Consider the following 25,895-nt stretch of genomic DNA (forward strand, 5'->3'; position numbering starts at 1 on the left):
GCGGGTCTTGCCCTGCTTGCCTCCGTCGCCGGTGGCCTTCTCAAGCGTGTCAGAAGTGACCGTGGACACCACGGTCCTTGCCTTTCTGCCGCCTGGTAGCGCGCCCCTGCACGGTGGTGCGGGCGCCGCCGAGAGCTGTCCTCATGCGCGGAACTGCGGTAGATACCGGGCCCCACTGCGGAGGGGCGTCTCGGCCGCCATACGGTCGCGCCAGCTCTGCGTCAGGCAGAGTTGGTTCGATCTGTGTTCCTTCATGGTACAGGGAAGGGCGTCTTCCCGCCTGGGAAAACGCCCTTCCTCTCGAAACTATGCCTGTGATTAACCGGACGTTCGCTTGGTGAAGGGGAGATGCGGCCAGTGCGAGGGCCCCTTGGGCTCGGTGACGGCCGTCGCGCCGCCCGTGCCCAGCCAGCCAGCCAGCTTTCCGCCCTGCCCGACGGCCCGCAGCCGCCGCTCGGTGGCGTCCCGTACGGGATCGGTCGCGACGACGAGCAGCTCGTCCCCGCGCCGCAGCACGGTCGCCGGACCCGGCACGAAGCTCTTCTCCTCCCGCACGACGAGGGTGACCGCCGCTCCGGCCGGCAGCCGCAGCTCCGCGACCTCCACGCCGTGCATCTTCGAGCCCTCCGGGATGGCGACGGACAGCAGGTGTCCGCGCAGCCGCTCCAGCGGGGCCGACTCGACGCCCAGGTCGGCGGCGCCGGAGGAGTCGCCCAGCTTCAGCGCCTTCGCCAGCCACGGCAGCGTCGGGCCCTGGACCAGGGTGTAGACGACGACGAGCACGAAGACGATGTTGAAGACGCGTTCGCTGCCCTCGATCCCGGACACCATCGGGATCGTGGCGAGGATGATGGGGACGGCTCCGCGCAGGCCGGCCCAGGACATCAGGGCCTGTTCCTGCCAGGGCACGCGGAACGGCAGCAGGCTGATCAGGACCTCCATGGGCCGCGCGACCATCGTCAGGACCAGGCCGATGATCACCGCCGGCCAGAAGTCGTCGACGAGCTTGGACGGGGTCACCAGCAGGCCGAGCAGGACGAACATGCCGATCTGGGCGATCCAGCCCAGCCCCTCGGCGAAGCCGCGGTTGGCCGGCGCGTGCGGCAGCTTGGCGTTGCCGAGGACCATCGCGGCCAGGTAGACGGCGAGGAAGCCGGAGCCGTGGGCCAGGGCGCCGGCCGCGTACGCGACGACGGCGATGGCCATGACGGCGATGGGGTAGAGGCCGGAGGCGGGCAGGGCGACGTGCCGCAGGCCGAAGGACCCGAGGAAGCCGACGCCGAGGCCGATGGCGGCGCCGATGGCCAGCTCCATGGCGATCGTGCCGACGAGGACGTACCAGCTGTCGACCGGACCGACCGTGGAGAAGGCGACGACGAGGATGACGACCGGGGCGTCGTTGAAGCCGGACTCGGCCTCCAGGACACCGGTCACCCGCGAGGGCAGCGGGACCTTGCGCAGGACGGAGAAGACGGCGGCGGCGTCCGTCGAGGAGACGACCGCGCCGATGATCAGGGCCTGCCGCCACTCCAGGCCGACCAGGTAGTGGGCCGCGGCCGCCGTGATGCCCACGCTCACCGCGACGCCGACGGTCGACAGCACGACCGCCGCGGGCAACGCGGGTTTGATCTCCTTCCACTTGGTGCCCAGGCCACCCTCGGCCAGGATCACCACCAGTGCGGCATAGCCGATCACCTGTGTCAGCTCGGCGTTGTCGAAAGCGACGTTGCCGATGCCGTCCTGTCCTATCGCGATCCCGATTCCCAGGTACAGGAGCAGGCTGGGGAGCCCGCTCCGGGACGAGATCCGCACCGCCGCGACAGCGATGAGCAGCACGAGCGAGCAGATGAGCAGGAGTTCATTGAGCTGGTGGACAGTCAGTGGCCCGATCCTTCCCCTCACGTGCGGCCGGATCGTTCCTCCAGCAGCCGGTACTTCGTTACCTTACCTAATCTTTAACGTTTTCTTGACGCCTCCCTTGCGCCCCTTCGATCACCAGTGCGATCTTGGGCGGCCTCCTTGGGACACCGCGTCCCGGCCGCTCGGACGCTGCGCCTAAGGTTGCTCCCGTACTCCAGGACCACCCTGCCCCTCGAAGGACAGCGATGCCCTCCAACACGACCGCGCCCCCCGCCAAGAAGAAGGGGCGGCGAGCCCGCCTGATCGTCCTCGTCCTGGTCCTCGCACTGGTCTCGGGCGTCGGCTACGGGGGGTACTGGGGCGTCAGCACCGTCCGCGGCTCCTTCCCGCAGACGACGGGCGAGATCCGGCTCGACAGCCTCTCCGGCCAGGTCGAGGTCAAGCGCGACGCCTACGGGGTTCCGCAGATCTACGCCGACACCGAGTCCGACCTCTTCCGGGCCCAGGGCTACGTCCAGGCGCAGGACCGCTTCTACGAGATGGACGTGCGCCGTCACATGACGGCGGGCCGCCTCTCGGAGATGTTCGGCAAGAGCCAGGTCGACACCGACGCCTTCCTGCGCACGCTGGGCTGGCGCCAGGTCGCGCAGGAGGAGTACGACAAGGTCCTGTCGGCGGAGACGAAGAAGAACCTCCAGGCCTATGCCGAGGGTGTCAACGCCTATCTCAAGGGCCGGGACGTCTCCGACGTCTCCGTGGAGTACGCGGCGCTCACCCTCACCGGCGACTACGAGATCGAGCCCTGGACGCCGGTCGACTCGGTGGCCTGGCTCAAGGCGATGGCCTGGGACCTGCGCGGCAACATGCAGGACGAGATCGACCGCTCCCTGATGACGAGCCGGCTGAGCCCGGCGCAGATCAAGCAGCTGTACCCGGGGTACCCGACCGACCTGCACCAGCCGATCATGCAGAACGGCGCGGTCGACAAGGAGACGGGCAAGTTCGACCCGAAGGCCAAGGCGTCGAAGAACGGCGACGGTGACGGTACCGGTGCGGGCGGCGCGCTCCAGGGCGCGCAGACCCAGCTCGGCGCGCTCTCCGAGACGCTCGACGAGATCCCGGCCCTGCTCGGCCCGAACGGCAACGGCATCGGCTCGAACTCGTGGGTCGTCTCCGGTCAGTACACGACCTCCGGCAAGCCGCTGCTCGCCAACGACCCGCACCTCGCCCCGATGCTGCCGTCCCTCTGGTACCAGATGGGCCTGCACTGCCGCTCGGTGTCGGCCACCTGCCGCTACGACGTCGCCGGCTACACCTTCTCCGGTACGCCCGGCGTGATCATCGGCCACAACGACACCGTCGCCTGGGGCCTCACCAACCTGGGCGCCGACGTCACCGACCTGTACCTCGAGAAGGTGTCGGACGAGGGCTACGTGGTGGACGGCAAGGTCAAGCCGTTCACGACCCGCGAGGAGACCATCAAGATCGCGGGCGGCGGCTCCCGGAAGATCACCATCCGCTCGACCGAGCACGGCCCCCTGGTCTCCGACCGCTCCTCCGAGCTGGAGAAGGTCGGCCAGAAGGCGCCCGTCGGCAACGCGGCCCCGGACCGGGGCACCGGCTACGCCGTCTCCCTGCAGTGGACTGCCCTGCAGCCCGGCCGGTCCATGGACGCGATCTTCGAACTCAACCGCGCCAAGAACTTCACGCAGTTCCGCGCCGCGGCCAAGCACTTCGAGGTCCCGTCCCAGAACCTGATCTACGCCGACGCGGAGAACATCGGCTACCAGGCACCGGGCAAGATCCCGCTGCGCGCCAAGGGCGACGGCACCGTGCCCGCGCCCGGCTGGGACTCCTCGTACAAGTGGAAGGGGTACATCCCCTACGCCGAGCTGCCCTACGAGCTGAACCCCGACCGCGGCTACATCGTCACCGCCAACCAGGCCGTCGTCGACAAGGCGAAGTACCCCTACCTCCTGACGGCGGACTGGGGCTACGGCTCCCGCAGCCAGCGGATCAACGACCTCGTCGAGTCGAAGATCAAGGACGGCGGGAAGATCTCGCCCGACGACATGCGGACCATGCAGATGGACAACCGCAGCGAGATCGCGACCCTGCTCAACCCGCTCCTGCTGAAGATCGACATCTCGGACCCGTACGTCCGCGAGGCGCAGAAGCTCCTCGAGGGCTGGGACTACACCCAGGAGCCCGACTCGGCCGCCGCCGCGTACTTCAACGCGGTCTGGCGCAACGTCCTCAAGCTCGCCTTCGGCGACAAGCTGCCCAAGGAGCTGCGGGCCGAGGGCGACTGCATCAGCGTCCGCCCGGCGGACCTCACCGGCCTCCCGGTCGACGAGCAGAACAAGAAGGCGTGGGAGTGCGGCGAGCGCGACGGGGACACGGCGCAGCCGGACGGCGGCGACCGCTGGTACGAGGTGGTCCGCCCGCTGCTCAAGCAGGAGAACAGCGAGTGGTGGAAGACCGAGGCCAATCGCACCGACCAGGCCACCGAGACCCGTGACCAGCTGCTCGCCCGCGCCATGGAGGACGCCCGCTGGGAGCTGACCGCCAAGCTCGGCAAGGACGTCTCCACCTGGAGCTGGGGCCGACTGCACCAGCTGACCCTGCAGAACCAGACCCTGGGCACCGCCGGACCGGGCTTCGTCCAGTCCCTGCTCAACCGCGGCCCGTGGAACCTGGGCGGCGGCGAGGCGGCGGTCAACGCGACCGGCTGGAACGCGGCCGGCGGCTACGGCGTCATCTGGGTCCCGTCGATGCGGATGGTCGTGAACGTCGGCGACTGGGACCGGTCCCGCTGGATCAACCTGTCCGGCGCCTCGGGCCACGCGTACCACGACAACTACACCGACCAGACCGACAAGTGGGTCGAGGGCGAGCTGCTCGACTGGTCCTTCGGCAAGGCGGCGGTCGACGCCTCGACGAAGGACACCCTCGTCCTGAAGCCGTAGCTACGGGTCGAAACGAACGACCCCCTGAGGGGTCACCACTGCGTGCACGGGGTGGTCGTGCGGTTCCTCCGGGACCCGGGCGACCACCTCGTTCGCGTACAACAGGACCACGAGCGCCGGGTCCGCGCCCGCCCGGGCGAGCCGGGCGAGGACGCGGTCGTACGAGCCGCCGCCCCGCCCGAGCCGCATCCCGCGCGCGTCGACGGCGAGGCCCGGCAGCAGGACCACGTCCGCCGCGCACACCGCCTCCCGGCCGAGTCGCGGCCCGGTGGGCTCCAGAAGGCCCCGGCCGGCCTTCGCCAGCTGCTCGGCGCCTTCGTACGCGGCCCAGTCCAGGTCGTTGTCGGGCAGCAGGACCGGCAGCAGCACGCGCACCCCCCGCGCGCGCAGAACGTCCAGCAACGCGCGCGTGCCCGGCTCGCGGCCCACCGACACGTACGCGGCGACGGTCGAGGCCTCGGCCAGCTCGGCGAGCTCCCGTGCGCCCCGCGCGAGCCGCTCGGCGGCGGATTCGACATCATGGCTGGTCAGCAGGGCGCGGGCGGCGAGGAGTTGGCCGCGCAAGGCGGCTTTTTCGGACATGTCGGCCGTCACCGGGGCATCACGTGGCTTCACGAACCTCTCGTAACTGTCTTTATGCACAGGAAGTTAATCGGAGCCCCATCTTCCTCTCATTCCGAACGGCTATGGTGCTCCGCATGACTCAGTCGCCTCCCAGGATCACCAAGGCTGTCATCCCGGCCGCCGGTCTCGGCACGCGCTTCCTCCCGGCCACCAAGGCCACCCCCAAGGAAATGCTTCCGGTCGTCGACAAGCCCGCGATCCAGTACGTCGTCGAGGAGGCCGTCGCGGCCGGACTCTCCGATGTCCTCATGATCACCGGCCGGAACAAGCGTCCCCTGGAGGACCACTTCGACCGGAACTACGAGCTGGAGGAGGCGCTGGCCCGCAAGGGCGACGAGGAGCGCCTCTCCAAGGTGCAGGAGCCGAGCGACCTCGCCACCATGCACTACGTGCGCCAGGGCGCCCCGCGCGGTCTCGGCCACGCCGTGCTGTGCGCGGCCCCGCACGTCGGCGACCAGCCCTTCGCCGTGCTGCTCGGCGACGACCTGATCGACCCGCGCGACCCGCTGCTCTCGCGGATGGTGGACATCCAGGAGCGCGAGGGCGGCAGCGTGATCGCGCTCATGGAGGTCGAGCCCTCGCAGATCCACCTCTACGGCTGCGCGGCGGTCGAGGGGACGATCGACTCCGACGTGGTGAAGGTGACGGACCTCGTCGAGAAGCCGGAGGCGGGCGAGGCGCCGAGCAACTACGCGATCATCGGCCGCTACGTACTGGATCCGGCCATCTTCGGGATACTGCGCGAGACCGCACCGGGCCGGGGCAACGAGATCCAGCTGACCGACGCCCTGCAGAAACTCGCCAAGGACGAGAAGATCGGCGGCCCGGTCCACGGCGTGGTCTTCAAGGGCCGGCGCTATGACACCGGTGACCGTGGGGACTATCTGCGTGCCATTGTCAGACTGGCGTGCGAACGTGAAGACCTGGGCCCGGACTTCCGGACCTGGCTCCGCAAGTACGTCAGCGAGGAGATGTAGCACCTTGAGCAGCAGCACGGCACCGGTGCCAGGCGATCCGGCGGACGGCGAGGCCGAGGCGCACGCGCACGAGACGGCCGACTCCGGTGAGGGGACCGGCGCGTCCGGCGACCCCTGCTCCGGTCCGGCCCGTGGCCTCTGGTCCGTGGACGAGCACCTGGACGACGTCCTCGGGGCGATCACCCCGCTCGAACCCATCGAGCTGCAACTGCCCGACGCCCAGGGCTGCGTCCTGGTCGAGGACGTCACGGTGCCGGTCGCGCTGCCCCCCTTCGACAACAGCTCCATGGACGGTTACGCGGTCCGGGTCGCCGATGTCGCCGGTGCCACCGAGGAGTTCCCGGCGGTCCTGACCGTCATCGGCGACGTGGCCGCGGGCGCCGACGGCCTCCCGGTCGTCGGCCCCGGCCAGGCCGCCCGGATCATGACCGGCGCCCCGCTGCCGCCCGGCGCCGAGGCCGTCGTGCCGGTCGAGTGGACCGACGGCGGCACGGGCGGGGGAGCGGCGAGCGGGATGCGCGCCGCCAGCGCCGCCCCCGAGGGCGCGGCCGGCGAGGTCCGCGTCCACCGGTCCGCCGAGGCCCGCGCACACGTCCGCGCGCGCGGCAGCGACGTCCAGGCCGGCGACCTGGCCCTGGAGGCGGGCACGGTCCTCGGACCGCCCCAGATCGGGCTGCTCGCCGCGATCGGCCGCGCCACCGTGCGCGTGCGCCCCCGCCCCCGGGTCGTGGTGATCTCGACCGGCAGCGAACTGGCGCAGCCCGGTGAGGAATTGGGCCAGGGCCAGATCTACGACTCCAACAGCTTCGCGCTCGCCGCCGCCGCGCGCGACGCCGGAGCCATCGCGTACCGGGTCGGCTCCGTCACCGACGAGGCCGAGACGCTCCGCGCCACCATCGAGGACCAGCTGATCCGCGCCGACCTCCTCGTCACCACGGGCGGGGTGAGCGTCGGCGCGTACGACGTGGTCAAGGAGGCGCTGACGGGCGAGGGGCAGTTCGAGGGCCAGGTCGACTTCCGCAAGCTCGCCATGCAGCCGGGCAAGCCGCAGGGGTTCGGGACGATCGGCCCGGAGCACACGCCGCTGCTCGCCCTGCCGGGCAACCCGGTCTCCTCGTACGTCTCCTTCGAGCTGTTCGTCCGTCCCGCGATCCGGGCCCTGATGGGCCTCGACGACCTCCACCGGCCGCGGGTCCGGGCGGTGCTCGCCGCCGACAAGGCGCTGTCGTCCCCGGCGGGCCGCCGCCAGTTCCTGCGCGGGACGTACGACGCCGCGACCGGCACCGTCACTCCGGTGGGCGGAGCGGGCTCGCACCTGATCGCCGCGCTCGCGCACGCGAACGCGCTGCTCGTCGTACCGGAGGAGAATACGGAGGTGGCGCCCGGCGACGACCTCGACGTGGTCCTCCTCGGCTGAGGAGGCCCTGGTGGCGGTACCGTGGCGTCCCACACAGCGACCGGGAGTGTCACGGCCATGAGCACGCAGCAAGGACTCACCCACATCGACGAGGCGGGTGCGGCCCGCATGGTCGACGTCTCCGCGAAGGACGTCACGGCGCGGACCGCGCGCGCCAGTGGCCGCGTCCTTGTCTCGCCGCGCGTGATCGAGCTGCTGCGGGGCGAGGGCGTCCCGAAGGGCGACGCGCTGGCCACCGCCCGGATCGCCGGGATCATGGGCGCCAAGAAGACCCCGGACCTGATCCCGCTCTGCCACCCGCTGGCGGTCTCGGGCGTGACGCTGGACCTTCACGTCGCGGACGACGCGGTGGAGATCCTGGCGACCGTGAAGACGACGGACCGCACGGGCGTCGAGATGGAGGCCCTGACGGCGGTCTCGGTGGCGGCGCTGACGGTGGTCGACATGGTCAAGGCGGTCGACAAGGGCGCGGTCATCTCCGACGTACGGGTGGAGGAGAAGACGGGCGGCAAGTCGGGCACGTGGACGAGGACCGCGTCATGACGGCGACGACGACCGCCGGCGGCACGGGCGCCGGGCTCCACGCGCAGGCGCGCGCCGGACGGGTGAGCGGGGCGCACGAGCACGAGGAGCACGGGCGCGGTCCGTCGGCCGAGGGCGGCCCGGCCGCTCCGGCACAGGCCGACGCCGAGGTGGCCACGGGCGACGCCCTCCGCCCCGGGTACTCCGCCCTCGTAATCACCGCCTCCAACCGGGCGGCGGCCGGGGTGTACGAGGACAAGGGCGGCCCGCTGATCGCGGAGGGCCTGACGCGGATGGGCTTCGCGGTCGACGGCCCGCAGGTCGTGCCGGACGGCGCGCCGGTCGAGGCGGCGCTGCGGGCCGGGGTCGAGGCCGGGTACGACGTCATCCTCACCACCGGCGGCACGGGCATCTCGCCGACCGACGCCACGCCCGAGGTGACCCGCCGGGTCCTCGACCACGAGATCCCGGGCATCCCCGAGGCGATCCGGGCGTACGGCCGGGAGAAGGTGCCGACGGCGGCGCTCTCGCGGGGCCTCGCGGGGGTCGCGCGCGGGACGCTGATCGTGAACCTGCCGGGCTCCTCGGGCGGTGTCCGCGACGGCCTCGCCGTACTGGAGCCGCTCCTCGTCCACGCCGTCGACCAGATCCGCGGCGGCGACCACCCGAGACCGTCATGATCTCGTCCTGGCCCGTGGTCCTCGCCGACGGCGATGTCGTGCTGCGGCCGATAAAGCTGCGCGACCAGCGGGCCTGGCGCGAGGTGAACCGGCGCAACCGGGACTGGCTGCGCCCCTGGGAGGCGACGATCCCGCCGCCGGCCCCGGGCGCTCCGGTCGCGCAGCGGCCGACGTACCGGCAGATGGTCCGCCATCTGCGGGCCGAGGCGAACGCGGGCCGGATGCTGCCGTTCGTGATCGAGTTCCGGGGCGAGCTGGTCGGCCAGCTGACGGTGGCCGGGATCACCTGGGGCTCGATGTGCTCGGGCCATGTGGGGTACTGGGTGGACAGCGCGGTGGCGGGCCGGGGCGTCATGCCGACGGCGGTCGCGCTCGTGGTCGACCACTGCTTCCGGCACGTCGGGCTGCACCGCATCGAGGTCTGCATCCGCCCGGAGAACCTTCCCTCGCGGCGGGTCGTGGAGAAATTGGGATTCCGGGAGGAGGGGCTGCGCCCGCGCTACCTCCACATCGACGGGGCGTGGCGGGACCATCTCGTCTTCGCGCTCACCGCCGAGGAGGTCCCTGGAGGACTGGTGCGGCGCTGGCACCAGGCACATCCTTCCCGTCCCGCCCAATGAAATAAATGTTCGAATTCAGTCAGCAGTTGATCGCCAAACGATCTGAACAATCACAAAAAAGTTCAGTGATATCAGCCAGATCGTGCGACACACCGGGCCAATTGGCCGATGCCCTCCCGCCAACCCCTCTACGGTGTGAAGCGTGAGCAGCAGCGGCCTCATCTACGCAGTCATCGTCGGGGCCTGGGCCGCCTACTTGGTGCCGATGTGGCTCCGCAGGCAGGACGAGCTCAACGAGGCCCGTCCGACGGAACGCTTCAGCACCGCCATCCGGCTGCTGTCCGGACGGGCGGGAATGGAGCGCCGGTACGCCAAGGAGCTGAAGGACCGGGAACCCGACGTGGACCCGGACGTGGAGACGGAGCATCTCAGCTCGGTCGACGTCCGGGCCTTTTCCGCGCCCGCGGCCAGGACCGAAGCCCGTCTGGAGGTCCCCGAACCGGAGCCTGAACCGGTACGGGAGCCCGACCGCGCGCCCTCCCGGCGCCCCTCCAAGGCGTCCGTGGAGCGGGCCCGTCGCAGCAAGGTCCTCGCCCGGCGCCGCCGGACCACGGTCGTCCTCTTCCTCGCCTTCACCCTCGGCGCGGTCGTCGCGGCCGTCGGCGGCCTGGCGTTCCTGTGGGCGCCGGCCGTCCCGGCGGTGCTGCTGAGCGCGTACATCGTGCATCTGCGGACGAAGGAGCGGCGACGCTTCGTCTACGTGATGGACCGTCGGCGCGCCGAGGCGGCGGCGGCCCGGTTGCGGGAGAATCGCCCGCGCCGCCCGGCCGCGCCCGCCGAGCCGGAGGAGGAACCGGCCCGACCCGCGCCCGAACCGGCCCCCGAGGTCTCCCCGCAGGAGGCCGGCCGCCGCGCGCTGGTCGAGCAGACGGACCACGCGGAGTGGGTGGACCAGCAGCGCGAGCGCGGCCCGGCCCGCGGCGACAGCTGGGAGCCGGTCCCGGTCCCGCTCCCCACGTACGTCACCGCCCCGGTCGCGCCGCGCGCCACGAGCGGCATCGACATCACGGACCCGGAGACCTGGAGCTCGGCCCGCTCCTCGACGGCGGCCACGGACCCGGCACCCGAACCCGCCCCGGCCCCGAGCCGGCGCACGACCCCACCCCGGCCCCGCCGCGACCACGGCCGCACCCCGCTCTTCGACCAGTACGCGGACGACGACCGCCCCCGCGCGGCCAACGAATGACCCCCGGCCGGGGGCTCCCCGGAGCCCTCGGCTGACCTGCGGGGGAGCGGATTTCCATGCACCCCGATCGGGATGCTAATGTTTCACACGTCGCAAGGGCCTGTGGCGCAGTCTGGTAGCGCACCTCGTTCGCATCGAGGGGGTCTGGGGTTCAAATCCCCACAGGTCCACAAGCGCAGACGAGATCCCGTCCGATCGAAAGATCGGGCGGGATCTCGGCGTTTCCGGGGACTGTTGGGGAGGCAAGATGGCGGAGTTCAAGCGGGCCCGGTTGTTCGATGGTGTCGATCCGGAGTCCGGGCCGTACTTCGACGAGTCCAGGCCACGCATCGCCGATCAGGTCGAGCGCGAACGCCTGCTCGAGTTTCTGGCACACGGTGGTGTCCCCATCGAGCGGGCTGCCGGGCTGGCCCCGGATCAGCTCGATGCGTCGAAAGGCAAGGTCGTTCCGCTCTCGACGGTGACCGATGGCGTCTGGATCTGGACGGCGGCCCAGGCCTATTACCTGGAGCAGTACGGCTATGGGCCGGATCCGGAATTCCACGAGTACATCAAGTCCCGTGGTTATCGAGCGGACAAGCCGGAAGAGGAGATCCAGGCAGCCGCTTTGGAGTTCCTGCGCCGCAGTCGGAGTGGCCGCTCATCGTCGCGGTGACCTCTCGCCGACTGCCGGAGCCGTCGCCTCGTAGAGGGCCACGATCTTCTCCTTCCCGTCCTTCAGCTCGAACAGCACGCCGCCGTCCCCGGGGTAGGGGCGCCGGTGGTCGAACCCGCCGGGAGAGATGTCAGCCGGGATGCCCCTCGGGAATGCCGCGCAGGATATGACGTATCTGTCAGCGGTGGTACGGGAGTCGGGGTTTCGGTGGCGCTGTAGGTGCTTGCAGGCGTCACACAGCACAGGTGGACGGCGCACGTGGCTCACTCCTTGCCTCGGGTCGGACAGTTCATCAGATGCGTCCGATTCTCCGTCTCGGGACGAGGGTGGCCGCACCATGCGGCCACCCTCGTCCCGTAGGGCCCGGGGTCACGGCGTGCGGGTGATCCAGCGCTGGAGTGCGATGTGGGTGGTGTCGTCCAGGGTGCACAGGGCCTCGATGGCGGCGAGGTCGCCCGGGAGGGGGGCGATGCCTGCCGTGGTGAGGGCGGCGTGCAGGTCCAGGCGGCGGCGGTCCGCCGGCTCCAGGGGGACGGACAGGCGGGTGGCCGCAGCGGGTGGGGGCAGCGGGTAGTCGAGGGTGTCCGACAGGCCGTAGGTGACCGGCGGCTCCTCGGGGAAGTCGTCCATGTACACGGCGGGGAACCGGTAGGGATCGTAGTCCGCCAGCGCGGTCGGGGCCGTGGGGAAAGACTGGAGCTCAGTCATGAGTGCCTCCTCAGTTGTCCTGCCACTGCCGGGGAGGACAACGTGAAGGCCGGGAGCAGTTGCGGTAACGGCGCATCTCCACCCGAATGCCGCATCGCGGCTTGTCGGGCGCCATCCGCGGCCCCGGGGACCGGGGCCGCGGACGGGCCGGGCGTCAGGACGCCTGAGCCCGGTCGTACAACGCCTTCGCGTCGTTGCCGAAGTACGGGCCGAACATGCGGTTCGGGAGGAACGTGTAGCCGAAGCTGTTCACCGAGACCTGCAGGCCCGTGCCCGTGGCCTCGCTGAAGCCGGAGAACCAGGGGCCGCCGCTGGAGCCGCCCGTCATGTTGCAGCCGAGGCTGTGGTCCTGGGAGAAGAGGAAGTCCTTCGAGGAGTTGCCCGCGCAGTGGATGAGCTTCGAGCCGTCGTACGGGGACGCCGCCGGGAAGCCGAAGGCGTACATCGGCTTGTTGTAGCCGCCGTTGAACTGGATGCCCTGCGCGCCCGTGACCGAGGTGAGGGTGCGGCCGTTCAGAGGGGCCACGACCGCGGCGCCCACGTCGTAGTTGATGTCCTCACTCGCCTCCCACTGCGGGGTGGTGAACGTCTTCGTCGCCGTCCATTGGCCGTACGGCGCGCTGCCGTTGTCGTACGCCGGGACGAAGACCCAGTTGGTGTGCCACGCGCCCTGGTACTTCACGCAGTGGCCGGCCGTGATCACCGTGCTCTGGTTCTGGCTGGTGACCGCGTTGCCCGAGCAGGAGGCCGTACGGCCCTGGAAGGTGAAGAAGACCCGGCCGGACGTCTTCACGACCGCGCCGCCGCCCGTCCAGGGCCCGCCCGGCTGCGGGAAGGCCGTCGGGGCGATCGTGGTGGGGGTGGCCGAGCGGGCGACCTGCTTGAGGATCGTGTGGTGCCCCGGTGCGACCTCGAGGTCCAGCGGGGTCGCGGAGCGCATCCGCTCCGCGGTCCAGAAGGCGGGCTTCTCCGCTGCTTGCGCCGTGGTCGCGGTCAGGGCTCCGGTCAGCAGGGCTCCGACCGACAACAGGACCGCTGCGACTGTGCGATGGCGTCTCACGCATGTCTCCTTCTGCCGAGGCAGGTGGGGGATGAGAACGGTGCGGATCGACGTGCGTGGGCAGCGTGCCAGATGGCGAGACGAAATGTCAGGGGCGCGTCAGGGAGATTTTCGGTCGGTCGCTGCGGCTGCGGTACCTACGGCGCTACAGCGGCTTCGCGAAGCAGCGGCTGCTCTCGTACTCGCGGTAGTGGCCGAACTTGGCGCACGGCTCGTAGCCGCTGGAGGTGTACAGGGCGATCGCCTCCGGCTGGGCCGTGCCCGTCTCCAGGACCATGCGGGAGCGGCCCGCCGCGCGGGCGTCGTCCTCCAGGGCCGCCAGGATGCGGCGGGCCAGGCCCAGGCCGCGTGCCTCGGGGATCACGTACATGCGCTTGAGCTCGGCGTCGCCGTCCGAGTAGCCCTCGTCGTTCTTGTCCTGGGTGCGCCAGGCGCCGGACGCGACCGGGCGGCCCTCGCCGTCGTAGGCGAGGAGGTAGAGGCCGACCGGCGGGACGAACATCCCGGGGTCGAGCGGTGTGGCATCGTCCTCGCCGTCGTAGCGGGCCGCGTACTCCAGCATGACGGCGTCCTGGAGCTTCACCGCGTCGGGGTGGTCGTAGGAGATGGGACGTATGTTCATGTTAGGTAGTGTATAGGTATGCGGCGGGCGGGGTGAGTATTCTCCTCGGATGTTCACTGTGACGTCGAACACCGTGTGTAAAACACTCGCCTGCCAGCTGCCCGAATAAGCGTAGCCCCGACCGTATGGCGGTCGGGGCTACGTGGCCTGCCCGTCCGTGATTCGCCGAAGAGCCACGGGTGGGCAGGGGTTGAGGGGTTGGAGGTTCTCCCTCCGCTTTCTATCCCGAAAGTCCATGATCACACAATGTAGAGTTACCTCTACGGCTTTTTGATCTTGACCCAGTGAGCGTGGAGCACGTGCCACGCTCCTCGCCACCACCCGACTGGGTCGCCGCCAGGCGGCGCGCCATCGGCAACCAGATCCGAGCGGCACGCCTCCACGCGAACCTCACTCAGGAGACGGTGGCCCACTCCATCCCCATGGACCGAGCCGGGTACAACCGCATCGAGCAGGGCCACGCAGCGGCCACCCTCGACACCCTCATCCTCATCGCCGACGCCATCGGCGTACCGCTCGCCGACCTCGTGAGGTAGCCCCGGCCGGGGGACGGTCCGGCCGGGGCGGTCCTGCTATACCGCCGGGTTGCCGCTGCCGGGACAGGTCTCCGTTCCGGTGCCGCCGCGCTGGTGGATCGTGGTCGGCGAGCCGGGCGGCGAGCCCACGCCAGCTCCGCAGACCGGGCATTGGCCCTCGACTTGGGCAGGGTCGAACCGCATATCAGTCCTCCTCGGTGGGGTGGTGCCTGATAGAGGTGGTGCCACCCGCCCCGCTGCGGGGCGGGAGTCTTAGACGGCGGCCTGGAGGTCGAACGCCCGGCCGCCGAGGGTCTGGCCAGCCTTCGCGGTGTGATGGAACAGGCAGAACCCTCGGGCCTCGTTGTGGAAGATCACGCCGAACCCCGGCGAGCTCGCCTCGCTGCTGTAGCCGTAGGCCTTCGCGATCTGCTTGTTCCCCGAGTTTGCGAGCGCGGCCGCGAAGTACTCCTGGGCGCGCGCGGGGGTGGTCTTGCCGCCCTCGAAGAGGGCGGGGTAGGCCATCTCGGCCGGCGGCTCGCCCTCGACAGGGATCTCCGGCCCCTCCCACTTGTCGCCGGGGGCGGCGGCGGCGGTGACGCCGATCCAGAACTGGGCGCCCGTGGTGAGCGTCACGTGGATGCCGCGCAGGTGCGCCGTGCCGCGGTCCCAGGGCTCTGCGGACAGGACATCGGGCGCTGCGGCGAGGGCGGAGGTGGCGAACTGGTGGAACGTGTCGAGTCGCATTTGTGCTCTTTCGGTCGGTGGCGGCCGAGCCAGTCTAGGCGGGTGTGGAGGGCGCGCTCAGAGGTTCAGGGGGTGACGCCGACGGCGATGACCGCGAGGATGCCGAGGACGATCACGACGTACAGCGTCTGTCGCTGCCACTCGGTCACTGGGCGTCCGGGGCGATCGGGGGGAGGTCGGTGCGGCCGACGAACGCGGCCAGGTCCCTGTTCGACCGGGTGCGGTGGTCGCGGAGGGCGCGGACCATGTCCCGGGCGGTGAGCGCGAGGTGCTTGGTGTACGACCAGGTGCCGAGGGGCCCGTCGTCGGGGCCGTCCGCCTTCAGCTTGGCCCAGGTCTCCAGGACCCCGGTCGCGCGCGCGTCCCGCTGCGCTACGGGGATTCCCTCGATGCCGCCGGACAGCCCGTCGCAGCGGGACAGCAGCCGGTCGGTAAGGTCCGCCAGGGCGACGTCGCCAGGGTGGTGCTTGAGGCCGAGCGCGCGGTTGATGTCGCGCTCGGCGGCCTCCTCGGCGTGCTCCTCGAACACGTCGCACGCCTGAAGGAGGATGCTGGCGAAGTCGACCTCGATGCTCGGCTCGGGTGGACGGTCATGCTGCTCGCACATGGAAGCTCCCTGGCGTCGTCGGCGACTGCGTGAAACCAGGGTGGAGGTACGACAAGGCCCCGACTATCCGCCGTTTCGGATAGCCGGGGCCAAGGGTTGACGGAACGTTATGCGCCCAGCCAGGAGCCGTACGACAGGAAGCTATCCGGCAGCTGACGCCGTGCCGCCTCCAGGCCCGCGTACGTCTCCCGGACAGTCTGGTGATACCGGGCCTGCTGCGGCGCCGCCTTCCGAGCAGCCAGCAGATTCCGGAACGAGCCGTCGAGATCACCCGTCCACATCTGCGCCCGCGCCATCTCCGCATAGTGGTGCGACTTCCGAGACGCCGGCCACGCCGCAGGGATCCGGACCTGCGCGCCGCGCTCGGCCGCCGCGCCGTACTCGTCCATCTCGGCCAGGGCGCTGACCTCGTGCACCTTCACGTTCGTAGGCCCGAATGCCAGCCAGTGAGTCTCCACTGCCTCGCCCGTAACGTCCGCGATCCGGCCCGCCTCAGCAAGGTGTTCCTCGGCGACGTCGCGGTTCTTCGAGCGGGCAGCCATGACCGCAGCACCAAGGTGCAGCTGCCCAGTGACGACGCTACGCTCGCGGCCGACGTCCGCCTGCTCCAGCGTCTGAAGCCCGAGGTCGACGAGCCGCTGGCCAGTGCGGTACTCCCCGGAGCGGAGGTAGGTGAGGGCGCGCATGTAGCGGTACATGCCGCCGAACACGGCGTCGCTGCCCCGCGCTGCCGCCCAGTCCATGCGCGTGAGCGCGGTGGTGGCGAGGTCGGCGTAGCCCAGCTTGGAGGCCACGTCGTAGGAAGTGCGGTAGAGACTGGCGAGCAGCAGCCACCGTTCGCGGTCGGGCGCAAGGTAGGCCGCAGTCGTTGCCTCCTCGATCAGGCCGGGCACGATGCCAGCGACCTTCTTGATCTCGCCCGCGCGGACGGAGACGAGCAGTGCCTCGGCGTCGTCGTTGAGGAGCTGCTGCGGCCGGGGTTCGATGTCCGGGTCGGCGCCGAGGTCGTACAGGTCGAGGGACTCGCGGATAGGGCGGATGAGGACGTCTAGCTGATCGGCGCGGAGTTCCGTGACGTATGGCTGGCCGGTCACCGTGGCGACCTCAACCCGTAGCGCCCGGGCGACGGCGGCCACGACGTACGGGGATGCTGCTGTGACGCCCTGCTCGACCTTTGTCAGCGTGCCGTACGGCACCTGCGACAGGTCACACAGAGCTTTCTGGGTGAGGTGGCGTTCGAGGCGCAGACGCTTGATGCGCGCGCCGGTGTGGTCGTGCGGGAGAGCATGCATACTGGGCTCCGTTCTGACTCGACACCAGAACAGTAGCTGGACACAGCAAAATTGCCCCCTCCCGCCCGAAGGCGAGAGGGGGCAGTGTTCGTTCACGGGTAGATCCGGCGGGCCGGGTCCAGGCCCAGCAGCGTGCGGTTTTTCAGCGGGGCCGGGTCGGGTGCGGTATCCCGCTGGCAGACGAGGACATCCGCGTCGCCCTTGTACGGCTGGAGCGAGTACCCGGTGGGGCAGTTCTGTCCGTTGGTGCCGTCGGCTCCGTCCCGGCCGTCGGTCCCATCACGCCCAGCCGGGCCCGGCTCACCCTGCGGACCCACCGGGCCGGTCGGTCCTGCGGGGCCCGGCGCACCGGTCGCCCCCACGCCGTCTGTGCCCGCTGCCCCCGGGCTGCCGGACGGCCCCGGCGGACCGGTCGGCCCCGGGCTCCCGGGGATACCCGCCGGCCCCGTCGGGCCCGGCTCCCCCTGCGGACCGGGCGGGCCGACAACCGTGCGGCCCGGCTGGCCTCGAGAACCAGGAGGCCCGGCGACCGGTTGGCCGCCGAGCTCCTGCACCTGTGCAGCCAGAGCATCTCGAGCTTCGTTCGAAGCACGGAGGTCGGCCGTGATCCTGCCGCTGGCCCACCAGATGTAGGCCACCAACACGGCCAAGGCGATACCGAACAGCACGGTGACCGGGTCCCGACGCGCCGCTTTGTGTGTGCTCACCCCGCCCCCTTGTTGGCGTTGTACAGCTGGATCGCGAGGAGCATCACGGGCACGATCAGGCTGAAGAAGATCAGCCGCCGGTCGGCCAGCCGCTGCTTCTCCTTCTCCTTCGCAGCTTCCTCAAGGCCCTTCACCCGCTCGGCGACTGCCGCGACCTCCTTGTCGCGGGCCTCGCGCTCGAGCTGATACCGCTCGAGCGAGACCCGACCGTCGAGGCGAACTCCGAACTGCTGGATGTCGTCGCGGATGTCGGTGAACCGATCCTCGAACCGGCGGACAACCTCTCCAAGGGTCGGCTCATCGGGCATGCGGGCGACTCCGATCAGACGTGCGTGTTCTTGGTGACCCAGCCGACGGTGGACTTGTCACCGATCAGCGAGCCGATCGCCGCCTTCAGCACGGACAGGCCGGCCGGGATCGCGGCGATCGCTGCGGCCTTGACGGCGGACAGGCTGGTGAGGTCGAAGCCGTCGGCCAGGAGCAGGCCGAGGAACGCGACCGCGTACGTACCGGCGACGCGCTCGACGGTGTCGAGGACGAGACGAGACATGTGGTTCTCCTTCAGTCGGTGAGTCGGGCGGCGAGCTTGTCGGCGACCTGGTCGGCGAGGTTTGTACCGAGGCGGGCGGCGACGAGGTCGGCGAGCCGGGTGAGCTGGGCGTCGGTGAGGTCGACCGAGTCGTCGGCCTTGGTCTGCGCGTGGGTCTGGGTGACGTAGCCGTACACGTCTGGGATCCGGCGGCCGGTCGCGGCGACCGATGCCTCGTCGGCGTTCTTGTTGCGGTAGCCGAGTACACGCAGCGCGATCTTGTCGGCGTCGGCGTCGCTGATGGGCATGTCGTTCTCCTTGGGGCCAGGGGTGGTGGAGTTGGGGCGGGGGCCACCGGCGTGGGCCCACGCGTAGAGCGGGTCGCCGGGACATGAGGTTGCGTGGCCGTCGCGGTGGCCGCCGAGCCAGTCGCCGGCCGGGCCCTCCTCGCGGCAGTAGTCGACGGCGTCGCGCAGGCCGTGCAGCTGCGCAGGGGGCGGGGTGGTGAGGCCGGACGAGCCGACGAGCGCGCAGACCGCGTAGTCCTGCTCGTTGAGCGTCGTGTTGCCGTTGGCGGAGTTGCGGCGGGCGAGGCCGCGGCCTTCGTAGACGTAGCCGTGGGTGCAGACGACGAAGCTGTAGCCGATGTCGGACCAGCCGTTGCCGTCCATGTGGGAGTCCTGCAGCTTGCGGACGTAGGCGGCGCACGCCGTATGGGGCCTGTCGGTGTACGGGGTGCCGAGGTAGTGGATTTTCACGCCTCGGCGCGGGCGCGAGTATCGGGTTGCCCCGTTCGGCGTGCGGTACGGCCGGGCGCCCCACTCGGCGCGGGACACCAGCTTGATGGCCATCAGGCCTCCAGGAATGACGAAAGCCCCGGCCATCGGGCGCGGGGCGTGCGGGGAAGGGGAGGGTCAGACGGTCTCGTAGGTGACGGACATGTGCCCGTAGTTCGTGCTGGCCGCCACCCAGGAGTGCGGGGAGGAGGACGACCAGTCGGCCGGGCCGAAGGGTTTCAGCAGCGCCGTGCCCTTGATCACGGCAGAGACCCCCGGGAACCAAGTTGTCGCCGAGTGGGCGCGACTGCTACCGAGGTACACCCAGTTCGCCGAGGTGCTCGCAGGGGAAGCGGCGGTGAACGGGAGCGAGAGATTCCAGGTCCCGGTTCCGAAAGTGGTAGTCGTGCCCATAACGATCTCGATCTGGGCCATGCATAGCTTGCCGATCAGCTTGTACCGGCCGGCGAGCGAACCGTTCCCGATCGACGGGTTGCTGCTTGCGGTCCACGACGGGGTGTAGGACACCCACGGCGCGATCACGTCGTTGAACTGGTCGCGGATCTCCGCGTTCATGTAGGCCGCGGTGACGACTTCGCCGACGACCCACGTGCGCGGTGTAGCAATGGCCACGGGTCACTCCTCCGGGGGCGCGGGGACAGGCTCTTCGACCGGCGGGGCCAGGACCCTTGCTGGGTCGTCGGGGTGCCACCAGTTCCGCTCGGCCACCGGCAGCAGCCCCGTCTCCTGCTCGACCGCCTCGACGTCCTCAGGGAACGTGAGCTGCCACCACCCGGTCCCGCACTCGACGCACCACATCCGCGGGTCCGTCGGGGTGACGATCTGCGCGGACATACACGTGCAGTCCGCGACCCACCTGCCGTGGTTGATGCGGGGGTAGAGGCGCTGTTCCAGCAGCAGCGCGGCGCCGACGGTGACGCGGCGCTGCTGCTTCTCCTCATACCAGCGGACCGCCAGGAGAGCCGGCGGGGTGAGGGCCCAGTGGGTGGCGGGCAGGTGCGGCGGTGGCAGGTAGAAGTCCTCGGCCCTGGTGATCGGGCGTTGCATGCGGGTCCTCTCAGTAGGCGAGGCGCGTGGACGCGCCCAGGACCGAGTACGCCGGGTCGTCGAGGACCCATACCGCGTCGATGTCCGAGCGGGACACCCGGAAGTCCAGCAGGTGCCGGCCTTCCTTGATGTGCTCGACGTAGCCCTCGACGGTGACGGTGGCCTCGGAGGCGGGTGCCTGGCTGGGCAGGTCGGTGACCTCGATGACGCTGGAGATGTCCGCGTCGAGGAGGGCCCGGAATGTGCTGGTGGGCAGGGTCGCTGCCTCGACGGGAAGTTGCCGCATCTCTGGCATGGGGTCGGCGTACCTGACGATTTCCCACGTCGCTGCGTCGATGACCGACTCGTCCGTCGTCTTCAGCACAGTGAGCTGTTGTTCGTAGGTGCCGTAGGCGGCGATCGACTCGGCGGACTGGACCCGCTGCTCGGCGCCGCCCGGCCTGGAGGCTCGGATCAGGTTGACGAGCTTCTGATCGTCATCGGAGAACTCAACGCCGCCGGTCTCCAGGTCGGCGTACTCCACAGTCGCGGTGATCGCCGGGTTGTAGCGGACGCTCCGACTCTGGAACACCAGCTGCGCGGACGCCCGGTCGGCGAACAGCTTCCCGCCCTCGGTGCGCTCGACGTCCCGCATGTGCGAGAGCGGCGAGGAACCGAGCTCGCCCTGTGAGGCGACTGCGCTGTAGAGCCCGGCTGAGATGACGCCAGTAATCCCCGCGTAGGAGGCGAGGCGGACCATCCGCTCCCAGGAGTTCTCGCCCGCGTGCCCGGTCATCCCCGCGTCGTAGTGGTCGACGATGTCCGCCACGGCGGGCCGGCTGTTGTTGACGACGTAGGCGGCGACGTGGCTGATGGCGCCGGACCATAGGTCGGTGCCGGTGCTGGTCGCGCCGACGGTGAGGAGGGCCATGTCCTGCCACGTGCTGGTGGGGACGACGTGCTGAACACCATCGACGTACACGTCCTGCCCGAGCTCGTCCCACACCACGTGGTGCACGGCGCCATCGGCCAGATTTGCCGTGGCGATGGTGTGCACGGTGGGCCCAACTGGGAAGAACTCGATGACCTGCAGCTTGCCCGTGCCCGACTCCAGCTTGAAGTAGATCCCGGAGTCGAACGCCGCCGCGGCGCCAGCCGACAGGGTCAGGATGGCGCGGCCCGAGGTCGAGGTGGAGAACCAGAACTCGACCAGCAGGGTGCCGGGAATCGGTGTGCCGGTCGATCCGCTGGAGGTGAGGAGCGGGTCGATAAAGCAGCGCAGGAACTTGCCCTGCGTCGACGAGGCTGGGGTGAAGACCGGTGTGCTGAGTCCGTCCGACGGCGGGCCGATGCCCTGCCCGAACGTGAGCGTGCCGCCCGTCCCCGCCTGCACGATCGCGAGAGAGGGCCGCGAGTAGCCCGACTGGTCCCCGGCTGTGGTGCTCGACTCCGGTTCGCTGAGCGGGTAGTAGAGCCGGGCATCGTCGGACTGCACCTCCTCGACGAGCATCGGCCCCAGCGCGGGGCGCCTGCCGGGCCACTTCAGCATGTCCGACGCTGTGACGCTTGCGGTCGAGTGCAGGCCTTCCCAGCCCATCGGCCACGACGTGACCATGCCGAAGAACCGGGCATGATGCGTGGCCGGGGTTGACGACCAAGCGGTGGCCGAGGAGCCTTCCTCGACCTGTGCCTCGTCCATCCAGCAGAAGTCACCGGCGGTGGGCGAGGTGGTGTTGGTGGTGATCCGCAGGGCGTGCGAGGCGGCCGTCGGCGTCCATGTGACGGTGATCCGCTGCCACGTGCCGGTCAGCGTTGAGGCGGCGCCGATCGTGGTCCCGTCGATGTCGAGGCGGACGGCAGGATCCCCGGCCGGGACCCACACGTACACGGACGCGGTGTAGGGCCGGCCGATGGTGAGCCCGTACAACTGGCACTGCACCGCGCCGCCGGTCCCAGAGTCCGCCCATCCGATCCTGAACGCGTAGTCTCCAGACTTCACGTGCGTGTTGTCGATGGCTGCCGGGGATGGCACGGGCCCGCCATCGTCCAGGGCATACCACCCGGTGTCTGGCACCTCGAACCCGGGCTGGGCAAGATAGTTGATCCCGCCGAGCACGGTGGAGATGACGCGGATCGGGCAGTTGCGACGGACGTTCGGGTAGTACGGCGAGGACGTGTTGCCCGGGGTGACCGCGCCATCAGCGTTGTCCAGCTCCAGCGTCAGCGTCCCGGTCTGCGTCTCCGCTTTCTCGTCCTCTGCGCCACGGGTGATCCGCAGACCCTCGGTGTCGGACAGCGCCACCCGCGCGGTGATGTCCGTCCACTCGATGTCGTCCGCGGTCACCGCGTACCCGAACCCGGCTTGCACCGTCAGGCGCGTCGCCGACATAGGGCCCCCTTCATCAGTTGCCGCTGGTCCGCTGGAGCTTCAGCAGGACGCGCTCCACACTCTTCGCCGTGCCCACCGGGTCGATGGCCCCTTGCACGGTCAGGTTGATGACCGTGCCGGCCCGCCCCGACCCCGACGCGGCGCGGCCAGGCGACGGCCCGCCGGCGGCGGCAGTCCCCAGACGCCCCTGGTTGAGGTCGTCCAGGAACCCGACCCCGTACCGCTGGACTGCCGACGCCCTGATGACGTACTCGCCGTTGCTGACCCGCGCGACGATGCTGTCCGACGTGCCCGTCCCCGGGCCTCGGACCATCCCGCCGCCGGGGAAGCCGACCAGGCCGCCCTGCGCGTAGCCGAGTTGGGTACCGTGCGAGCCTTCCTGGCGTGCTTGCAGGTGCGTGATGACGTAAGTGTGGGACGTCTTGCCGTTGATGGCGTCGAGCTTCCGCCGGGCCTCCGCGATGGCCGCCTCCAGCTGAGCGATCTCAGCTCGGACCTGCGCCTTCCGGGAATCTGGCACGGACGCGAGCTTGGTCCTCGCCGCGCGGAGCTTCGCCTCCAGATCCTGAATGTCGCCCTTCAACATCGCGGTCTTGTTCGGCGTCGCCAGGATCTGGTCCGCGAGCTTCCGGGCCGCTACCTCGTTGAGACCCATTTGCCGGGCGTGAGCAATGAGCTTCGACCGACCGGACTCGTAGATCCCGTTAACTGTGGTCCACGACGCGCCGGACTCGCGCGCTGCGGACGCGGCCTCGTCGGTCTTCGAGGCGAGGTTGTTCAGCGCAGTGGCCGCCGTCCGCCCGCGCTCGGTGGTGACATCGAGTTGCCCGCCCGTTGCCTTCCACACGTTGCGGTACTCGTCCGCAGCCTTGGCGCTCTCGTCGATAGCCGCCTCGAACGCGATCTGCGCGCTGATGCCCTGCCGGTTCACGTCGTTGAGCGCGACGATCGCCTGCCGCAGCCCGTCCGCCGAGACTTTCTGGGCGTCGAGCTTCTGCTTCGTCGCCAGCGCCTGCTGACCGAACAGGCCCATAGCCTCGGCCGCGAGCTGCTGCTCGAAGGCCACATCGGCCAAGGTCTGCTTGTAGCCCGTGAGCTGGGCGCGGAGTTCATCCTCCGTCAGGTTGCCCATCTGCGCCGCGACCTTACGGATCGCGACCTCTGCCATCCCGGCGTTACCGCTCCGCACCAAGTTGCCGAGCGCATCGTCGAGCGCGCCGATCTGCTCCTTCGCCGCGCCGACCGGGGCCGAGTCGATCCCGACCAAGTCGCCGATCCACTGGATCGCGCCCTCGTAGTTCGACGGCCGGGACAGCGTCCGCAGCGACGTCTCCAGCTCGCCGAAGTCCGCGCCCAGCACACGGGCAAGTTCGCCCGTCGCCTTGCCCGTCCGGGCGAACTGGTGCAGCGACGAGGACATCTTGTCCAGGTCGGCCGGGGTGCCCTTGCTCGCCGACGATAGCTCCGACAGGAGGATCACCAGCAGCCCGATACCCGACCCGACAAGCGCCAGCTTCGCGCCCCGCGACATCGCACCGAGACCAGCAGTCAACGCCGCCATCCGGCCCGTCGCGCCCGCCGCCGCTGTCTGCATCACCACGATCTGCGTGGCGAACGCCGCCATAGCCACGCGGCCGGCCGCCAGCCCAAGTGCCGCCAGCCGGACGAGCTTGATGGCGATGGCGAGTTGCAGGAGCGCGGCGATCACGCCGGGCGGGACGGCAGCGACGAGCTTGGACAGCACGTTGACGACAGCCAGCATCCCGACGCCGACATCAGCCGCGCCCTCAAGCAGGTTGGCCAGCGCCGTGCCAACGTTACGGAGGATGTCGCCGACAACGGGGCCCTGCTCGCGGGCGAAGTCCATGAACTCGGACAGGCCCTCGCCGACCTGGTCCCTGTCGGCAGTTCGCAGGAAGTGCACGAGCTGGTTGTTCGCACGCTCCAGGACACCGCCGGTGAACCGCTCGAAGCGGCCCATGAGCGTGTCGAACCCCGGCGAACGGACGGCGCCGCCAGCCAGGGTGACAGTCCGGTCCAGCTCGCCCGAGAAGGTGCGCACCATCGGCGTCAGCTTCGGGAAGATCTCCTGAAGGACGCCCATGCCCTTCACCAGGGGCGCCATCGTGTCCCCGGCGACAGAGTCCGACCACTCCTTGTACTCGTCCGTGAATACCATCAGCGCGGCGGCGGCCTCACGGGTCGCCGGCGGCAGCTTCGCCATCTGCTTCGCGTAGGCGGCCTGCGCCTTCACGGCGGCCTCGGACCGTTCGCCGGACTCCTCGACCGCGTCCCGGTACTTCTGCTCCGCCTCAGCCGCCTCGCCCAGGGCGGCAACTTGCCTACCGATTGCCAGCACGTACACACCCGCCGCGACAGCACCGGCCAGGACAGCAGGTGCGATCGGCGCGATCGACGCAGCAGCCGGGATCGCAGCTGGCGCGAGGCTGATGAGGCTCTTCTTCAGGGCCTCACCAGCAGCAGCGCCTTCGCGGGCGGCGTCCGACCACTCGGCAGTGGAGCGTGCCGCCCGGTCGGTCCCGTGCGCCATCAGCGCGGCAGCGTCCCCAGCGTCGAGGTAGTGGCCCTCAAGGTCGCGGAGGAATCCATTGGCGTCCCGGGTCAGGGTGAGGAGGGCCTGCCCGGAGCCGTCGGCCGCGTCGACCATCTGACGCCGGAGACGCTCGGCGGAGTCCCCGGCGTGGCCGAGGACTCGGGACAGCTCGTCGCGGCCGCTGAGCGTGAACGTGAGGCGCTCGGACACGGTCACTCACCTCCTGTCTGCTGAGCCTGCTGGTCAATCCAGCCGACGAGCCGCTCGAAGTCGTCGACGAGGAGCTCGTCTACTTCGCGCGCGGTGTAGTGGAGGAGGTGGCCGAAGAGCCCTAGGTACTCGTCGCGGAGGCTAGGGATGTCCCGCTCGGGGCGCTCGGCATGATGTTCGGCTCGGCCTCGGGATCCTCTTTTGGGCCCGCGGCGAGCCGTTCGATGAGTTCTTCGGCGTGCTCACGATCCAACGCCGTGACGTGTACGAGTCGTAGCGCGGCGCGCACAGTCTCCGGCGTCGCATCGGGTTGCTGCCATGCCACCTCGGCGGTGGCTTCGGCCCAGCGCTTGACCTCATCGCGGTCGAGGCGGGTCGCCATCTCCTCGTAGCCCGGGTCGAAATCGCCGAACTTCAGCGACGGCTGGCTGCGCTTCTTGATGACCCAGACGATGCCGCGCATCACGGCAAGATCTTCCTCCGACAGTCCCGTATGGATCCGCTGCCGGGACAGGGGCTGGTCGATGGTGCGCGCCACGATGCCCACCTCGGAGACCTTCAGCGTCTTGGCGTCGAACTCCTCGGGTTCGCCGTCGGACGGCGTGTACACGATGATCAACAG

The 25,895-nt window shown here is 70.1% G+C and carries 27 protein-coding genes and 1 tRNA gene; 10 read left to right on the forward strand and 18 right to left on the reverse strand.

Going from position 1 to position 25,895, the window contains the following annotated elements; translation table 11 throughout:
• Nucleotides 1-318: 318 nt before the first annotated feature.
• Nucleotides 319-1,836, reverse strand: a complete 1,518-nt coding sequence (locus ACWF79_RS13700) for a potassium/proton antiporter (RefSeq protein ID WP_453728416.1) — start codon at nucleotides 1,834-1,836, stop codon at nucleotides 319-321.
• 269 nt (nucleotides 1,837-2,105) lie between these two features.
• On the opposite strand from ACWF79_RS13700, the gene ACWF79_RS13705 reads away from it, so the two are divergent.
• A complete protein-coding gene (locus ACWF79_RS13705; RefSeq protein ID WP_453728274.1) occupies nucleotides 2,106-4,829 on the forward strand; it encodes a penicillin acylase family protein in 2,724 nt (907 codons plus the stop codon).
• On the opposite strand, the gene ACWF79_RS13710 is transcribed toward ACWF79_RS13705, so the two are convergent.
• The gene (locus ACWF79_RS13710) at nucleotides 4,830-5,411 is read right to left on the reverse strand and encodes a 5-formyltetrahydrofolate cyclo-ligase (RefSeq protein ID WP_453728275.1); all 582 of its coding nucleotides are present in this window, start codon (nucleotides 5,409-5,411) and stop codon (nucleotides 4,830-4,832) included.
• Nucleotides 5,412-5,527: 116 nt separating this feature from the next.
• On the opposite strand from ACWF79_RS13710, the gene galU reads away from it, so the two are divergent.
• The 8 genes from galU to ACWF79_RS13750 all read left to right on the forward strand — a co-directional run bounded on the left by galU (nucleotide 5,528) and on the right by ACWF79_RS13750 (nucleotide 11,510).
• The gene (galU, locus tag ACWF79_RS13715; protein ID WP_453728276.1) at nucleotides 5,528-6,430 is read left to right on the forward strand and encodes a UTP--glucose-1-phosphate uridylyltransferase GalU; all 903 of its coding nucleotides are present in this window, start codon (nucleotides 5,528-5,530) and stop codon (nucleotides 6,428-6,430) included.
• A 145-nt stretch (nucleotides 6,431-6,575) separates the two neighbouring features.
• A complete protein-coding gene (gene glp, locus ACWF79_RS13720) occupies nucleotides 6,576-7,847 on the forward strand; it encodes a molybdotransferase-like divisome protein Glp (protein ID WP_453728417.1) in 1,272 nt (423 codons plus the stop codon).
• A gap of 57 nt (nucleotides 7,848-7,904) precedes the next feature.
• Nucleotides 7,905-8,390 carry a cyclic pyranopterin monophosphate synthase MoaC gene (moaC, locus tag ACWF79_RS13725; protein ID WP_453728277.1) on the forward strand — a complete coding sequence of 162 codons (486 nt, stop codon included), beginning with the start codon at nucleotides 7,905-7,907 and terminating at the stop codon, nucleotides 8,388-8,390.
• Entirely contained in the window at nucleotides 8,387-9,049 is a 663-nt protein-coding gene (locus ACWF79_RS13730; RefSeq protein WP_453728278.1) for a MogA/MoaB family molybdenum cofactor biosynthesis protein, read from the forward strand. The genes moaC and ACWF79_RS13730 overlap by 4 nt, the downstream gene beginning before the upstream one ends.
• Nucleotides 9,046-9,669: a GNAT family N-acetyltransferase gene (locus ACWF79_RS13735; protein WP_453728279.1), complete on the forward strand. Its 624-nt coding sequence runs from the start codon at nucleotides 9,046-9,048 to the stop codon at nucleotides 9,667-9,669. Before ACWF79_RS13730 ends, ACWF79_RS13735 begins: the two co-directional genes overlap by 4 nt.
• A 142-nt stretch (nucleotides 9,670-9,811) precedes the next feature.
• Entirely contained in the window at nucleotides 9,812-10,855 is a 1,044-nt protein-coding gene (sepX, locus tag ACWF79_RS13740) for a divisome protein SepX/GlpR (RefSeq protein WP_453728280.1), read from the forward strand.
• A gap of 96 nt (nucleotides 10,856-10,951) precedes the next feature.
• Nucleotides 10,952-11,025, forward strand: a tRNA-Ala gene (locus ACWF79_RS13745).
• A 77-nt stretch (nucleotides 11,026-11,102) separates the two neighbouring features.
• Complete coding sequence (locus ACWF79_RS13750; RefSeq protein ID WP_453728281.1) at nucleotides 11,103-11,510, forward strand: hypothetical protein; 408 nt, start codon at nucleotides 11,103-11,105, stop codon at nucleotides 11,508-11,510.
• Here ACWF79_RS13750 and ACWF79_RS13755 read toward each other — a convergent pair.
• The 4 genes from ACWF79_RS13755 to ACWF79_RS13770 form a co-directional block, all read right to left on the reverse strand.
• Nucleotides 11,496-11,768, reverse strand: a complete 273-nt coding sequence (locus ACWF79_RS13755) for a hypothetical protein (RefSeq protein WP_453728282.1) — start codon at nucleotides 11,766-11,768, stop codon at nucleotides 11,496-11,498. The genes ACWF79_RS13750 and ACWF79_RS13755 overlap by 15 nt on opposite strands.
• 111 nt (nucleotides 11,769-11,879) lie before the next feature.
• On the reverse strand, nucleotides 11,880-12,218 hold the full coding sequence (locus tag ACWF79_RS13760; protein ID WP_453728283.1) for a hypothetical protein: 339 nt from the start codon (nucleotides 12,216-12,218) through the stop codon (nucleotides 11,880-11,882).
• Between the two features lie 154 nt (nucleotides 12,219-12,372).
• On the reverse strand, nucleotides 12,373-13,278 hold the full coding sequence (locus ACWF79_RS13765; RefSeq protein WP_453728284.1) for a trypsin-like serine peptidase: 906 nt from the start codon (nucleotides 13,276-13,278) through the stop codon (nucleotides 12,373-12,375).
• Nucleotides 13,279-13,423: 145 nt separating this feature from the next.
• A complete protein-coding gene (locus ACWF79_RS13770; protein WP_453728285.1) occupies nucleotides 13,424-13,900 on the reverse strand; it encodes a GNAT family N-acetyltransferase in 477 nt (158 codons plus the stop codon).
• A 284-nt stretch (nucleotides 13,901-14,184) separates the two neighbouring features.
• Between ACWF79_RS13770 and ACWF79_RS13775 the strand changes: the two genes are divergently transcribed.
• Nucleotides 14,185-14,436 carry a helix-turn-helix domain-containing protein gene (locus ACWF79_RS13775; RefSeq protein ID WP_453728286.1) on the forward strand — a complete coding sequence of 84 codons (252 nt, stop codon included), beginning with the start codon at nucleotides 14,185-14,187 and terminating at the stop codon, nucleotides 14,434-14,436.
• Between the two features lie 252 nt (nucleotides 14,437-14,688).
• Here the strand turns inward: ACWF79_RS13775 and ACWF79_RS13780 are convergent, their stop codons facing one another.
• The 12 genes from ACWF79_RS13780 to ACWF79_RS13835 all read right to left on the reverse strand — a co-directional run bounded on the left by ACWF79_RS13780 (nucleotide 14,689) and on the right by ACWF79_RS13835 (nucleotide 25,892).
• On the reverse strand, nucleotides 14,689-15,162 hold the full coding sequence (locus ACWF79_RS13780) for a hypothetical protein (protein WP_453728287.1): 474 nt from the start codon (nucleotides 15,160-15,162) through the stop codon (nucleotides 14,689-14,691).
• A 145-nt stretch (nucleotides 15,163-15,307) separates the two neighbouring features.
• A complete protein-coding gene (locus tag ACWF79_RS13785; protein ID WP_453728288.1) occupies nucleotides 15,308-15,769 on the reverse strand; it encodes a DUF6415 family natural product biosynthesis protein in 462 nt (153 codons plus the stop codon).
• A 107-nt stretch (nucleotides 15,770-15,876) separates the two neighbouring features.
• Nucleotides 15,877-17,061: a helix-turn-helix domain-containing protein gene (locus ACWF79_RS13790; protein WP_453728289.1), complete on the reverse strand. Its 1,185-nt coding sequence runs from the start codon at nucleotides 17,059-17,061 to the stop codon at nucleotides 15,877-15,879.
• 92 nt (nucleotides 17,062-17,153) lie between these two features.
• Nucleotides 17,154-17,378, reverse strand: a complete 225-nt coding sequence (locus ACWF79_RS13795; RefSeq protein ID WP_453728290.1) for a hypothetical protein — start codon at nucleotides 17,376-17,378, stop codon at nucleotides 17,154-17,156.
• Between the two features lie 386 nt (nucleotides 17,379-17,764).
• Nucleotides 17,765-18,076 carry a hypothetical protein gene (locus ACWF79_RS13800; protein ID WP_453728291.1) on the reverse strand — a complete coding sequence of 104 codons (312 nt, stop codon included), beginning with the start codon at nucleotides 18,074-18,076 and terminating at the stop codon, nucleotides 17,765-17,767.
• A 14-nt stretch (nucleotides 18,077-18,090) separates the two neighbouring features.
• Nucleotides 18,091-18,318, reverse strand: a complete 228-nt coding sequence (locus ACWF79_RS13805) for a holin (RefSeq protein WP_453728292.1) — start codon at nucleotides 18,316-18,318, stop codon at nucleotides 18,091-18,093.
• 11 nt (nucleotides 18,319-18,329) lie between these two features.
• Nucleotides 18,330-19,148 carry an N-acetylmuramoyl-L-alanine amidase gene (locus tag ACWF79_RS13810; RefSeq protein ID WP_453728293.1) on the reverse strand — a complete coding sequence of 273 codons (819 nt, stop codon included), beginning with the start codon at nucleotides 19,146-19,148 and terminating at the stop codon, nucleotides 18,330-18,332.
• Nucleotides 19,149-19,211: 63 nt separating this feature from the next.
• Entirely contained in the window at nucleotides 19,212-19,706 is a 495-nt protein-coding gene (locus ACWF79_RS13815) for a hypothetical protein (RefSeq protein ID WP_453728294.1), read from the reverse strand.
• A 3-nt stretch (nucleotides 19,707-19,709) separates the two neighbouring features.
• On the reverse strand, nucleotides 19,710-20,141 hold the full coding sequence (locus ACWF79_RS13820; protein WP_453728295.1) for a hypothetical protein: 432 nt from the start codon (nucleotides 20,139-20,141) through the stop codon (nucleotides 19,710-19,712).
• Nucleotides 20,142-20,151: 10 nt separating this feature from the next.
• Complete coding sequence (locus ACWF79_RS13825; protein ID WP_453728296.1) at nucleotides 20,152-22,509, reverse strand: carbohydrate binding domain-containing protein; 2,358 nt, start codon at nucleotides 22,507-22,509, stop codon at nucleotides 20,152-20,154.
• Nucleotides 22,510-22,522: 13 nt separating this feature from the next.
• A complete protein-coding gene (locus tag ACWF79_RS13830; protein ID WP_453728297.1) occupies nucleotides 22,523-25,273 on the reverse strand; it encodes a hypothetical protein in 2,751 nt (916 codons plus the stop codon).
• 121 nt (nucleotides 25,274-25,394) lie between these two features.
• Nucleotides 25,395-25,892 (reverse strand): hypothetical protein, encoded by a 498-nt coding sequence (locus ACWF79_RS13835; RefSeq protein WP_453728298.1) that lies wholly within the window; start codon nucleotides 25,890-25,892, stop codon nucleotides 25,395-25,397.
• Nucleotides 25,893-25,895: the final 3 nt, after the last annotated feature.

The organism is Streptomyces sp. NPDC054975 (assembly GCF_053609105.1).

What these genes read in the sequence shown, in the direction of transcription:
- moaC (WP_453728277.1), top strand. Translation starts at nt 7,905, where the DNA reads ATGAGCACGCAGCAAGGACTCACCCACATCGACGAGGCGGGTGCGGCC.
- ACWF79_RS13770 (WP_453728285.1), bottom strand. Translation starts at nt 13,900, where the DNA reads ATGAACATACGTCCCATCTCCTACGACCACCCCGACGCGGTGAAGCTC.
- ACWF79_RS13800 (WP_453728291.1), bottom strand. Translation starts at nt 18,076, where the DNA reads ATGCCCGATGAGCCGACCCTTGGAGAGGTTGTCCGCCGGTTCGAGGAT.
- ACWF79_RS13730 (WP_453728278.1), top strand. Translation starts at nt 8,387, where the DNA reads ATGACGGCGACGACGACCGCCGGCGGCACGGGCGCCGGGCTCCACGCG.
- ACWF79_RS13825 (WP_453728296.1), bottom strand. Translation starts at nt 22,509, where the DNA reads ATGTCGGCGACGCGCCTGACGGTGCAAGCCGGGTTCGGGTACGCGGTG.
- ACWF79_RS13735 (WP_453728279.1), top strand. Translation starts at nt 9,046, where the DNA reads ATGATCTCGTCCTGGCCCGTGGTCCTCGCCGACGGCGATGTCGTGCTG.
- galU (WP_453728276.1), top strand. Translation starts at nt 5,528, where the DNA reads ATGACTCAGTCGCCTCCCAGGATCACCAAGGCTGTCATCCCGGCCGCC.
- ACWF79_RS13750 (WP_453728281.1), top strand. Translation starts at nt 11,103, where the DNA reads ATGGCGGAGTTCAAGCGGGCCCGGTTGTTCGATGGTGTCGATCCGGAG.
- ACWF79_RS13805 (WP_453728292.1), bottom strand. Translation starts at nt 18,318, where the DNA reads ATGTCTCGTCTCGTCCTCGACACCGTCGAGCGCGTCGCCGGTACGTAC.
- ACWF79_RS13780 (WP_453728287.1), bottom strand. Translation starts at nt 15,162, where the DNA reads ATGCGACTCGACACGTTCCACCAGTTCGCCACCTCCGCCCTCGCCGCA.
- ACWF79_RS13820 (WP_453728295.1), bottom strand. Translation starts at nt 20,141, where the DNA reads ATGCAACGCCCGATCACCAGGGCCGAGGACTTCTACCTGCCACCGCCG.
- ACWF79_RS13710 (WP_453728275.1), bottom strand. Translation starts at nt 5,411, where the DNA reads ATGTCCGAAAAAGCCGCCTTGCGCGGCCAACTCCTCGCCGCCCGCGCC.
- ACWF79_RS13810 (WP_453728293.1), bottom strand. Translation starts at nt 19,148, where the DNA reads ATGGCCATCAAGCTGGTGTCCCGCGCCGAGTGGGGCGCCCGGCCGTAC.
- ACWF79_RS13785 (WP_453728288.1), bottom strand. Translation starts at nt 15,769, where the DNA reads ATGTGCGAGCAGCATGACCGTCCACCCGAGCCGAGCATCGAGGTCGAC.
- ACWF79_RS13760 (WP_453728283.1), bottom strand. Translation starts at nt 12,218, where the DNA reads ATGACTGAGCTCCAGTCTTTCCCCACGGCCCCGACCGCGCTGGCGGAC.
- ACWF79_RS13705 (WP_453728274.1), top strand. Translation starts at nt 2,106, where the DNA reads ATGCCCTCCAACACGACCGCGCCCCCCGCCAAGAAGAAGGGGCGGCGA.
- ACWF79_RS13790 (WP_453728289.1), bottom strand. Translation starts at nt 17,061, where the DNA reads ATGCATGCTCTCCCGCACGACCACACCGGCGCGCGCATCAAGCGTCTG.